Origin of the sequence: Bartonella gliris (genome assembly GCF_045277155.1) — a bacterium.
Taxonomy (GTDB): Bacteria; Pseudomonadota; Alphaproteobacteria; order Rhizobiales; family Rhizobiaceae; genus Bartonella; species Bartonella gliris.
Genome location: NZ_CP123962.1, coordinates 1,308,484 through 1,321,142 on the forward strand (window position 1 = coordinate 1,308,484; position 12,659 = coordinate 1,321,142).

The following is a 12,659-nucleotide window of genomic DNA, read 5'->3' on the forward strand; positions in this document are numbered from 1 at the left end:
GGCTTGCATTTTTTTTTAATTTCTCCTACCGTCTTGAAAAAACTGATTTTGAAGGAATAAAGAATGGCAGCCCAAGATTATGTTGTCAAAGATATCGCACTTGCTGCTTATGGTCGTAAAGAACTCGATATTGCCGAAACGGAAATGCCTGGTTTGATGGCTTGTCGTGAGGAATTTTCTTCCAGTCAACCTTTGCGTGGAGCACGTATTTCTGGCTCATTGCATATGACTATTCAGACAGCTGTTTTGATTGAAACACTGAAAGCACTTGGGGCGGATGTAAGGTGGAGTTCTAGCAATATTTTTTCTACGCAAGATCACGCAGCAGCAGCTATTGCAGCCGCTGGTACTGCTGTTTTTGCGGTTAAGGGTGAGACACTTGAAGAATATTGGACTTATATAGATGCCATTTTCCAATGGCCTGATGGCAATACCTCCAATCTTATCTTAGATGATGGTGCTGATGCCACAAGCTATATTTTAACGGGAAGCCGTGCGGAAATAGATAATGATATTTTGTCTCATCCCAAAACGGAAGAAGAAGAATTTTTTTTCAAACAAATCCAAAAGCGTATGAATGCTACACCAGGATTTTTCACACGTCAGCGTGCAGCAATCAAAGGTGTGAGCGAAGAAACCACAACGGGCGTACACCGTCTTTATCAATTAGAAAAGGAAGGGCTTCTGCCTTTTCCTGCTATTAATGTCAATGATAGCGTCACTAAATCAAAATTTGATAATAAATATGGATGTAGAGAATCATTAGTAGACGGTATTCGACGCGGGACAGACGTAATGATAGCTGGAAAAACCGCCATTGTCTGCGGTTATGGCGATGTAGGTAAAGGTTCAGCAGCATCTCTTTCAGGAGCTGGAGCTCGTGTTAAAGTAACAGAAATTGATCCTATCTGTGCTCTTCAAGCAGCTATGGACGGCTATGAAGTTGTTACTTTAGATGATGCCGCTTCTAGCGCTGATATTATCATAACAACAACTGGCAATAGAGATGTTGTCCGCTTAGACCATATGCGTCAAGTTAAAGATATGTGTATTCTTGGAAATATTGGCCATTTTGATAATGAAATCGAAGTCTCAGCCCTTAGAAACTTGCCATGGACGAATATTAAACCACAAGTCGATATGATCACTTTTCCCGATGGAAAACGTATAATTTTGCTCTCTGAAGGTCGTTTGCTAAACCTCGGTAATGCTACAGGTCACCCTTCTTTTGTCATGTCGGCCTCTTTTACCAATCAAGTTTTAGCGCAAATTGAACTCTTTACCCGTTCAGAACACTATAAAAATGAAGTGACTGTTTTGCCAAAGCATCTTGATGAAAAAGTTGCACGTCTTCACCTTGATCGGTTAGGAATAAAATTAAGTGTTTTATCAGAAGAGCAAGCCGCCTATATTGGAGTCACACCACAAGGACCTTACAAACCAGATCATTACCGTTACTAAAATGTTTTCTTGGATTAAAAGAAAAAGGAAAACGCATCGTGCTCAGCTTTGGTGATTATGACCCCAAAGAAAAAACTCAAAAAATAATACGAATCTTTAGCGAGATTTTTTGCCTTCTTTTTCTTTTCTCTCCAACATGCGCTGTTGCTCAATCATTGACAGCGCATCTACCACTTCGCTTCACCCTGCCCGATGGGCCATGGCTTCTTTTAGCCCTTTGTGGAGGGATTTCTTGTGCCTCACTTCTCACCTGCATGGCAGTTATTATGCGTGTAAAAAAAGCTTCATGGGAGCCTTTGAAGACAATTCAAGCAAACTTTTCTGAAAAACTTCAATATTATGAATGGCTTCTGGAAGAAACTGGGCAATGTCTGCTTATTTGGGAAAATCCAACGACTTTACCACGTGTGGTTGGTAAAATTCCTGCATTGCAAAAAGTAGAAATTCATCAACAAGACTTTCAGCGGTTTGAACTCTGGCTTGAAGAAACTTCTCTGCGGGAACTTGACTACGCACTGTCTCAATTGCTTTACAAGTCTCACCCTTTTGACCTCTCTATCACCACCAAGAACAATATATTGTTGCAAGTTACAGGAGTGATTGCGGGAACAGTAGCCATTGCACGTTTTCAAGATATCTCAACACAGCAGAGCGAAAATGCTCGTTTACAGAAAGATATCGCCCGAATTCTCAACGAGCTAAGAATGCAACGCAATCTTCTTGATCTTATTCAAGAACCGGTATGGATACAAGATTATGAAGGGAAAGTTTGTTTTATTAATCGCGCCTTTAGAGAAATGACAAGCTTTCGAGAAGACAGTAACGAAATCGTTGATCTTTTTAATGAAACAACACAACGCAAAACAGATGAAACAGAAACAATTTTTCAAGAGCACGTTCATACGGTCATTGATGGAGAACGGCACTGCTTTCATCTCACACGACTTACAACAACCGAAGGGATGGCAGCTTTTGCCCGTGATGACAGCGCATATGAAAATCTTGCCAATGAACTAAAACGCGTTCTTCAAAGCCATTGTGAAACACTTGATCAAATCTCAACAGCTGTAGCCATTTTTGATACCAACCAAAAATTAAAATTTTGCAACCATGCTTTTAAAATTTTATGGCCATTAGAGAGTTCTTTCCTAGAAAGTGAGCCAAGCCATACATTGCTCCTTGAACATTTGCGTGAAAAAGGGCTCATTGGTGAACACCCTGATTGGCGCACATGGAAAGAAGAACTTTTTAAAGCCTACCAACAAACAGAATCAAATCAACAGATTTGGAATCTTCCAGATGGGCGTACGTTACGTGTTATTTCTAGTCCTCACCCACAAGGAGGCGTCACTTGGCTTTATGAAAATCTTACAGAAAAAATTGATCTTGAGCGACGTTATAATACACTCATTAAAATACAAGGCGAAACACTTGATAAGCTTTCAGAAGGAGTGGTGGTTTTTGGCACTGATGGGCGTCTTCGCTTATCGAATCCAGCTTTATCTAAATTATGGTCTCTCCCCTATAATTTATTGGTAGAAGGTACCCATATTACACAATTACAAAGCCATTGTTCAGCCCTAACCGTGGGAAAAGAATGGAATCAGTTTACAGGTTTTATTACGGGTTTTGCTGAAAAACGTGATACATATTCAGGTCGTATGGACCTAAAAAGTGGAATGATCATTGATTACACATTGGTCCCGCTTCCCAATGGACAGACGATGCTTACTTTTGTTAATGTTACTGATACTGTTCATGTTGCACGCGCTCTTCAAGAGAAAAATGAAGCCTTAGAAAAAGCTGATCACTTGCGCAATGAATTTGTTCAACATGTTTCCTATGAATTGCGTACACCGCTCACCAATATTATTGGATTTTCTGATATTTTACGTGATCAAATTTTTGGCCCTATTAATGAACGACAACATGAATATCTTGGACACATTCATTCAGAATCAGGCACTCTCTTGAATATTGTTAACGATATTCTTGACCTTGCAACCCTTGATGCAGGTATCATGGAACTGGACATAAAACCGGTTAACATTGCCGATTCTATGGTGCAAGCAGTAGCGCGGGTGGAAGAGCGCCTTAACGGACGCCATATTACGCTTTTACAACAAATTTCTCCTTCCTTAAATTTTATTTCCGCTGATGCAACACGTTTGCATCAAATCTTTGTTAATGTTCTCAGTAACGCCATTAATTTTGCAACCGAAGCAAGTACAATTGAATTTTGTGCCGAAGAACAAGATGATAACATCGTCTTCAGTGTCCATAATGAGGGATCTGATATTCCAGAAGACATCCTTGATCGAATTTTCAAACGTTTTTCCTCCCATGCTCATAATGGTGGGCGTGCAGGAGCGGGTCTTGGTCTTTCCCTTGTCAAAAGTTTCGTTGAACTCCACGGTGGACACGTTGAAATTCTCACTGGTGCTGGACAAGGCACAACAGTTAAATGTTTTTTTCCAGTTCTCAAAGGAGATAAAGTTTTTTAACCTCGTTCTCTGATTATTACAAAATTTTTTCTCATCCATTTCATGGAAATTTTAATGAATTTTAGTTTTTTTCTTGAAAATGAAAAAGCAACCAAGCTTTTTGCGCAAGATTTGGCCCTCGCTTTAAAACCGGGTGATCTTGTAACGCTCCAAGGTGATCTTGGAACAGGAAAATCAACCCTCGCACGTACGCTCATCCAAACACTTGCTAACGACAACACACTGGATGTTCCGAGTCCTACTTTTACTCTTGTTCAAAGCTATCAACTTCCACAATTTGAAATTATTCATGCTGATCTTTATCGCCTTTCTATGGAAGAAGAAATCCATGAATTAGGGCTTCATGAAGCACGAGAGCAAGGCATTTTACTTATTGAATGGCCAGAAAAAAGTGCAGATCTTTTGGGACCAGTTACCTTTGCACTCACCTTACAATATGAAGACTATGGGCGTCGTGTGACTCTTACAGCAGCAAAAGATTCGACCAACCGTCTCAGCAGTCTTTTGCAATTTGGACATTTTTAACAACTCATAGACACGGTTATATTCATCGTCGTTTTTTAGCTGGTGATGCCTCCGCATACACCTATGAAATTCTAGATGCTAAACATCATAAAGCAATTCTCATGGATGCATAAACCATGCAAATGTCACAAAATATAGATCCCTCCTCCGCAACAATAGCATATCTTGCAAAAAATATCCGTCAATTCGTAGGAATTAGCTAGATCATTTTAGACAATGGATTTTCTCTCCCTATATCTTTGTTGAAAATTTTGAAAAAGGTCTTTTAATTCTAGAAAATTTCGGGGGTAAAGGATTTTTAGACAAAACCGGCAATCCTATAGAAAAACGTTATATCCCTTGTAGCAAATTGCTGACAGCCTTATCTTGATAGCCTCATCAAAGGAAAAAATACCTTTGTTATGCGTGATTATCATTCACCCAATATTCTTCTGATGTGCGCATAAAGAAGGAATTGCCCGCATTGGACCACTTGACTTTCAAGATGGCTGAAAAGGTCCAACAGCCTACAACCTTATCTCTTTAGCACAAGATGCACACCTGCTTATTCCACCCACACTTAAAGCAAAAATTCTCGATGCCTATTGAAATGCAAATCATAAAGCACCACAAAACCTTTTGATGAAGATGAATTACGTAAGCTTTACGCATTTGCAGGCACTCAATGGATTTGGAAAATTCTAGGAGTTTTTATACGCCTCCACCAACAAGATGGAAAATCATCTTATCTTAAACATCTACCCCTACCTACAGAATTATTTTGCCCGTAATCTTTTGTACCCACTTCTTGCACCTTTACAAAGCTTTTATCAAGAAATGGAACTTCATTTCAAAGGCATAATAAAGTCTTACACTTTAACCTTTGAAAAGACACTCTTCACAAAAGCAAACCGTTTTTTCTAAAGAATATGAAGATAAGTATATGCCGGTGATCCATTCTCTTTTTTAAATCTTTGATAAGAAATAATAAATACTTTCTGCGAGAGAGCGAATTAACCGAAGTTAAAAAATCCACTGCACAAGTTTTTCAGTTTTTCCCTCCATGAAAATTGTATACAGTAAGAGTAATGCAAATAATTAATAAGAATGGAATATTTTCCATATATCTCAAACGAGGGTAAATGAGCCATACACCACGTGTTTTTTCTATTTCTTCAGGGACTTCTTTTCTCTCGCATTTTGTCGATGCATTGCTTTCAGGTGCTCTTATTGATGGCTTTGCACCAAATGGAGATATCCAAACTGCTCTTGCTGATACCCTCATTTATGTGCCAACACGTCGTGCTGCTCGTGCTTTACGCACTGCCTTTGTTGAAAGAAGCGATACACGGTCAACTTTTTTGCCAACTATCCGCGCTCTAGGAGATCTGGACGAAGACAGTTTCCTTTTTGTTGAAAACCATACCAACACTCTGAACCCTCCTCTTGGAGAAAGTGAACGTCTTCTGCTTTTAGCGCGCCTTATTCGTCCTTGGCGTGAAAATTTGCCTACTCACCTACGTGCGATGTTTGATACAGAAGATGTCCTTATTCCTGCCCATACTGCCGATGCAATTTGGCTTGCTCAGGATTTAGCACATTTGATGGACGAAATTGAAACAGAAGCAGCAGATTGGTCAAAGCTTAAAGAAATTGCACCTGATATGATAGCCGAATGGTGGCAAATAACCCTCAATTTCCTTACCATTGTCACACAGAGCTGGCCACAAATCTTACAAGAAAGACAAAGAAGCAATCCTGCTGAATGGCGCAATCAAGCACTCAAAATGCATGCAAAAACTTTACACCACACACAGCCTAATAAACCTATAATTGCAGCTGGTGTTGCGGGTTCTATTCCCGCAGTTTCTCATCTTTTAAAGGTAATTTCTCGCCTACCAAAAGGAGCTGTTGTTCTTCCAGGTCTTGATCTTCAGATGGATGAAGAACAATGGGATGCTTTGGGCGCAATCAATGAAGAAAAAGTAACTAGTGATTTTTTCGACCACACAACGAATGCCTTCAGTCATCCTCAATATCATTTAAAAAAACTTCTCTCTCTCATGAAATGTCACCGCATTCATGTCCGTGAAATTGGCCAACAAAGTGCAATAAAGGAAAAACGTGCAGCCATTGTATCAGAAGCACTCCGACCAGCTTCTACAACAGACCAATGGGTAAAAATTGTCCGCGATGATTATGAAAATCTTTGTGCAGATTGGTCATTCATTGAAGCTATAAACGAGCGCGAAGAAGCTCTTGCTCTTGCTGTTGCCTTACGCAATGCCATTGAAGAACCTCAAAAAACTGCAGCTCTTATTACAAATGACCGTAATTTAGCACGCCGTGTCTCCGCTGAACTACAGAGATTTGGAATTGAAGCAAATGATTCAGGAGGAATACCACTTGCACAAACGTTGCCTTCAACTCTGTTACGGCTTCTTTTAGAAAATATATTTCAGCCCAGTGATCCAATTGCTTTTCTTTCCCTTCTTAAACATCCACTCACAACACTCCAACAAAGCCGTCATCGTTTGCGCGAAATGGCAGAAAATTTTGAACTCTTTGTTCTTCGAGGAAGTACTGGTCGTATTAATCTTTGTGAATGTGACCAATTTCTTGAAAAGTGGATAGAAACATATTCCCACAATACTTCTGAAACCAATGCCCTTGATCAACAAAAGAACGAAGAAATACATTTGCTTTGTCATCTTTTAACTAAAGCCGTTGAACCTTTAGCATCTCTCATGAAACAAGAGAAGGAATGCACCATAAATGAAGCAGCAATAGCAACTGTTGAGGTCCTTGAAAATTTTGGGCGTGACGAAAACGATTCTCTTGTAAATCTTTATCAACATGAAGCAGGACAAGCCTTATCAACTTTTTTGCGTGAATTGGTGAGTGATCAATCTGGCTTAAAATTCCATCTCTGCGAATGGCCCGCTATGTTTTCGGCCCTAATAGCAACGCGCTCCGTTACGCCTTCTCCAGGGGGACATCCACGTTTATTTATCTGGGGTACTTTAGAATCACGTTTGCAAACAGTTGATACCGTAGTTATCGGCGGTCTTAATGAAGGCTCATGGCCTATCACAACCCGCAATGATGCTTTTTTATCGCGGCCGATGAAAATGATGTTAACTCTCGAACCGCCAGAACAGCGTATTGGCCTTTCCGCACATGATTTTCAGTGGGCTATGGGAATGAATAAAGTGGTGATAAGTCGCGCTCTACGGGTTAATCACGTTCCTTCCATTCCTTCACGTTGGCTACAACGTCTAGAAACAGTTGTAGGAAAACAGGTTTGGAAGCAAATCCGTGCACGAGGTGAACATGTACTCTACTGGACGAAAATGCTTGACAATACAAACGTAACTGCCTCTGCGACACGTCCTTGCCCTGTCCCTCCCCTTGATATACGCCCACGCCATTTTTCGGTCACTGAAATAGAAACGTTGCGGTATGATCCTTATGCCATTTATGCCAAAAAAATCTTGCGGCTTAAACCACTTAAAGCGCTCCTTCATGATCCTTGTGCTGCTGAGCGTGGAACACTTTATCACGCTATTCTTGCTGCTTTTTGCACGCAAATAAAAAATCCAAATGCTGTAAATGCATTAGACGTACTCCTAAATATCGGGCATAAAGAATTTGATAAATTAAATTTACCTCCCGATATTAAAGCAATCTGGTGGACCAATTTTGAAAATTTTGCTCCGTTTTTTATCCAATGGGAACGAAATCTCGAGCCTCGAGAACGACATGCCGAAGTAGTCTCCCAAAAAATACCCATAGGCACAACAGGCGTAACCCTTTCAGGACGTGCTGATCGGATTGATGTTTTGCCAAGTAAAATGGTTGAAATTCTTGATTTTAAAACCAGCACCCCTCCCTTATCAAAACAAGTTCGTGATTTATTGTTTCCACAATTAGCACTGGAAACAGCTTTACTCATGCAAGGAGCCTTCACAGATTTTCAAGATTTTACTCCCTCCAATTTATTTTACATTGCCCTAAACGGAAAAGGTGAAATCAAACCTCAATCTATTCTTTCTAATAAAGGAGAAAAAGATTACCAAAGCGCTATTGCTCTTGGTGAAAAAGCATGGGAACATCTTATTGCATTAATGGAGTATTATCAAAATCCACAACAAGGCTATCTTTCACACGCAGTCCCTTTAAAAAAACGATATGAAGGTGACTATGACCATTTGGCACGCTTATGGGAATGGTCAAGCGGTATTCATAAAGAAGGGCAATCATGACTCTTTTTTCTATTCCTGAAGCAGCACTTGATGCACAAGCAACGGCAACACATCCCAAAACAAACGTGTGGGTTTCTGCAAATGCTGGGTCTGGAAAAACCCATGTTTTAAGCGAACGTGTTATCCGTTTACTTTTAAATGGTACCCCTCCCGCACGCATTTTATGCCTTACTTATACGAGAGCAGCAGCAGCCGTTATGCAATCACGGATTTTTCGCACACTTTCCAACTGGAATGAACTCGATGATACACAGCTTCAAAAAACCTTATCACAGCTTGAAAATAAACCCATTAATGCGCAAAAATTAACCTATGCTCGTCAACTCTTCGCTCGTGCCCTTGAAACACCAGGGGGCTTAAAAATTCAAACTATTCACGCATTCTGTGAATCTCTCTTGCACCAATTTATGTTAGAAGCCAATATTGCTGGGCATTTCGAACTTACCGATGATATCAATCGAAAAAAATTATTACAAGAAGCTCGCCGTCAACTTTTAATGCATCACGATGCACAACCCGCTTTAAAACAGCTTCTTAAAGTTATCAATGAAAATACTTTTAATCAATTGCTGTATGAAGCAGCCAAAAAGCAGCATAAACTTTCTGGTTTTTTATCCTTTATTCTCTCTGAAAACGGAGAAGAGCAATTTCGTGCGTTATTTAATTTAGCGCCCGATGAAACAAACCAACAACTACTGGAAAAAATTCAACAGACTGCTCGTCTGCCTCTTTATGCTCTTACACATTGCCAAACCTACGGTAATAAAAATACTAAGAATATAATAGCGCAATTTTCCCAATTAGATAGCGCTTCTCATGAAACAGAAATCATCAATATTATTTCAAATATTTACTTTAAATCGACAGGTGATCCCCGTAATTTTTCACTTGTAGCTTCTAAAAAATCAGATGAAATTTGGCCCTTTATTCAACAAATGATTGAAGACAAACAAAGCAAACTTTCTGTTCTTTTAGAGAAATATCAATGCGTAAAAGTCGTTACACTCAATATGGCGGCTTTTCAGCTTTGTGCCATTTATCTCAAAATCTATGCCAATTTAAAAAAAGCCAATGGCCTCTTAGATTTTGATGATCTCATTGAACGCACTCTTCATTTGTTGCAGCGTAAAGGTGCAAGCCAATGGGTGCACTATAAACTTGATAACGGCCTTGACCATATTTTGCTTGATGAAGCACAAGATACCAACCCTGAACAATGGCAAATTATTCAACTTTTGGCGCAAGAATTTTTTACAGGTTATAGCCAACGTGACAATATACGCACTCTTTTTGCTGTTGGAGATGAAAAGCAATCTATCTATTCTTTTCAAGGTGCTGCACCAGAAAATTTTTCTGCAAATGGACGAGTGATTCAAAAAAAAGCGCAGCAAGCGAAACAAAAATTTGAAAAAGTGCAACTGAATTATTCTTTTCGCTCTACAGCTGATGTCCTTAAAAGTGTTGATCTTGTCTTTGAAACACCAGAAAATTACAAGGGGCTTTCAGCAGAAAATACAAAAACGGTGCACGAAGCTATTCGTATTCACAGCCCCGGTGATGTTATTTTATGGGATGCACTTTCCAAAGAAACTGATGAATTTCCTGACGATTGGCATTTAACTGTTGATCATTTAGATACACCTGAAGTACGTCTGGCGGAAAAAATTGCCGAAACCATCGCAGACTGGTTACACAAAGGAGAAATGCTAACTGCAAAAGGACGCTTAATGCGTGCCAATGACATTATGATCCTCGTTCGTAAGCGTGATCAATTTGTTTTCGCACTTTCCCGTGCACTTAAACAGCGCAATATTCCCATCGCTGGTGCAGATCGTTTACAGCTTACCAACCATATTAGTGTGCGAGATTTGATGGCGCTTGGACGTTTTGTTTTGCAACCACAAGATGATCTTTCTCTTGCTTGTGTTTTAAAAAGTCCACTTTTTGCACTCACTGAAGAAGAACTTTATCAGCTTGCAGCGCACCGCACAGGTTCCCTTTGGCAAAGCCTTTGTCTACATGCGCCATCGCGTGCTTCTTTTAAAGACGCCTTTGAAAATCTTAGCAAATACCGCACTTTCGTTGATAAAATGCCGGTTTTTGAATTCTATAGCCATATTCTAAACAATGATAAGGGACGACAAAAAATTCTAGCCCGTTTAGGTTCTGAGGCAAATGATGTGCTTGATGCTTTCATGGATTACACGCTCACTATTCAAAAAACTGGTTTACCAGGGTTACAAGCTTTTTTGGAAATATTAAGTGCAAGCGAACCAGAAATTAAACGTGAGTTTGATCAAAACCATGAAGAAGTCCGTATTATGACTGTTCATGCCGCAAAAGGACTTGAAGCTGCTGTTGTTTTTTTGGTTGATCCTGGTAGTGCAATCTGGCACCCTCAACATGCACCTCATTTACTCAAAGTTTCCTTAAGAAATGGACAAGAAGCATTCATCTGGCGTCCAAATGCAGAATTTAATACAAAACCCTCTGAAAAAGCGCTGTCGCATTTAAAAGAACGTGCAGAAGAAGAGTATAAACGCCTTCTCTATGTAGGAATGACACGTGCTGAAGATCGATTGTTTATTTGTGGATATAGCGGTAAGAAAACCTCCCCTCATACATGGCTACAGTTGGTAAAGAAAGCTCTTAAACCGCACGCGGTTGCTATAAGAGGTCCTGCGGAAGATATTGCAGCTTGGCGCTACCACATCACACCTTCGTCTTCTACCCCAATAAATCAAGAGGTATCTTGTACTGAGTGCCAAGCGCTCCCACCTTTACCCGATTTTTTCTCCCATAAACTACCAGCAGAACCAGCCTTACCGAAACCGTTAAGACCCTCTGTTGCTAGTCTTTCCATTGAAGCTGATACCGAGTTTTCTTCTCATCCAAAACAGTTTAGCATTTCGCCTGTTTTGGGAGAAACAAATACCAATAGAGCTTTTTTCATTGAATATGGTAATATTGTTCACCGATTGCTGCAATATCTACCCAATTGTGCTCCCCAAAAACGTCGAGACTACGCTCGACACTATCTCAATACTAAAGCCTCTCACTGGGATGAATCTCAAAAAGAAAAAGCACTTCATCATGTTTGGCAGATTTTAGATCATTCCTACCTCAAACCCCTCTTCTCTGACCATTCTCGTGCTGAAGTTTCCTTGATGGGCATTGTTAAAATTCGTGGAAAAGAACAAGCAATTTCTGGTCAAATTGACCGTCTCTACATCACACAAAATAGCATTATCTTTGCTGACTTTAAAACGGGAACCCCACCAGCAGACGAAGCTGCTATTGCCCCACGCTATTTTCTACAGATGGCTCTTTATCGAAAACTGCTACAAGCTATTTATCCCAACAAAGATATCCAAGCTCTTCTTGTCTACAGCAAAGAAGTAAAAATTTTTAAACTTCCTCCAGAAAAACTCGATGCGCTTCTTGATGAAATTGCCATATAAGCTTAAGAAAACACTTTCCCCTAAAGCTTATCATAATTTATCTTCGTAATAACTTGATATGAAGTACCCTCATACCAATGTATAAAAGTAAATATAAAGGATAAATCAATGACATGTATAAAAATTGATAAGAACAATTTCAAAAGTGAAGTTCTTGCTTCTTCCATCCCTGTTGTGGTTGATTTTTGGGCAGAATGGTGTGGTCCTTGCAAAATGATTGCACCGATTTTGGATGAAATTGCAACAGAAATGAAAGATCAAATCAAAATTGCCAAAGTAAATATTGATGAAAATCCGGAGCTTGCTACCCAGTACGGAGTGCGCTCAATTCCTACATTATTGATGTTCAAAGGTGGAAATGTCTCATCAAATATGGTTGGTGCTGCTCCTAAAGGACGTGTTTCTGAATGGATTAAAGAGGGGCTTTGTTAAGTTTATTCACAGTAACTTTTGTCAAAAAGGAG

Annotated in this window: 5 protein-coding genes and 1 pseudogene; all 6 read left to right on the plus strand. The window is 39.8% G+C overall.

Translation table 11 applies throughout. The features are described from left to right. The first annotated feature begins 63 nt into the window (after window positions 1-63). The 6 genes and pseudogenes from ahcY to trxA all read left to right on the plus strand — a co-directional run bounded on the left by ahcY (window position 64) and on the right by trxA (window position 12,627). On the plus strand, window positions 64-1,461 hold the full coding sequence (ahcY, locus tag QHG54_RS05850; protein ID WP_317992517.1) for an adenosylhomocysteinase: 1,398 nt from the start codon (window positions 64-66) through the stop codon (window positions 1,459-1,461). Window positions 1,462-1,499: 38 nt separating this feature from the next. After that, window positions 1,500-3,965 carry a PAS-domain containing protein gene (locus QHG54_RS05855; RefSeq protein ID WP_406604010.1) on the plus strand — a complete coding sequence of 822 codons (2,466 nt, stop codon included), beginning with the start codon at window positions 1,500-1,502 and terminating at the stop codon, window positions 3,963-3,965. Window positions 3,966-4,019: 54 nt separating this feature from the next. Further along, a pseudogene (gene tsaE, locus QHG54_RS05860) lies at window positions 4,020-5,393 on the plus strand (tRNA (adenosine(37)-N6)-threonylcarbamoyltransferase complex ATPase subunit type 1 TsaE). 218 nt (window positions 5,394-5,611) lie between these two features. Then, complete coding sequence (addB, locus tag QHG54_RS05865; RefSeq protein WP_406604011.1) at window positions 5,612-8,734, plus strand: double-strand break repair protein AddB; 3,123 nt, start codon at window positions 5,612-5,614, stop codon at window positions 8,732-8,734. After that, window positions 8,731-12,195, plus strand: a complete 3,465-nt coding sequence (gene addA / locus QHG54_RS05870; protein WP_406604012.1) for a double-strand break repair helicase AddA — start codon at window positions 8,731-8,733, stop codon at window positions 12,193-12,195. The genes addB and addA overlap by 4 nt, the downstream gene beginning before the upstream one ends. Before the next feature lie 108 nt (window positions 12,196-12,303). After that, window positions 12,304-12,627, plus strand: a complete 324-nt coding sequence (trxA, locus tag QHG54_RS05875) for a thioredoxin (RefSeq protein WP_317992513.1) — start codon at window positions 12,304-12,306, stop codon at window positions 12,625-12,627. The last annotated feature ends 32 nt before the right edge of the window (window positions 12,628-12,659 follow it).

Bases quoted from the DNA above. Each gene is read 5' to 3' on its own strand.
- ahcY (WP_317992517.1), top strand. From the start codon at position 64: ATGGCAGCCCAAGATTATGTTGTCAAAGATATCGCACTTGCTGCTTAT.
- addB (WP_406604011.1), top strand. From the start codon at position 5,612: ATGAGCCATACACCACGTGTTTTTTCTATTTCTTCAGGGACTTCTTTT.
- addA (WP_406604012.1), top strand. From the start codon at position 8,731: ATGACTCTTTTTTCTATTCCTGAAGCAGCACTTGATGCACAAGCAACG.
- trxA (WP_317992513.1), top strand. From the start codon at position 12,304: ATGACATGTATAAAAATTGATAAGAACAATTTCAAAAGTGAAGTTCTT.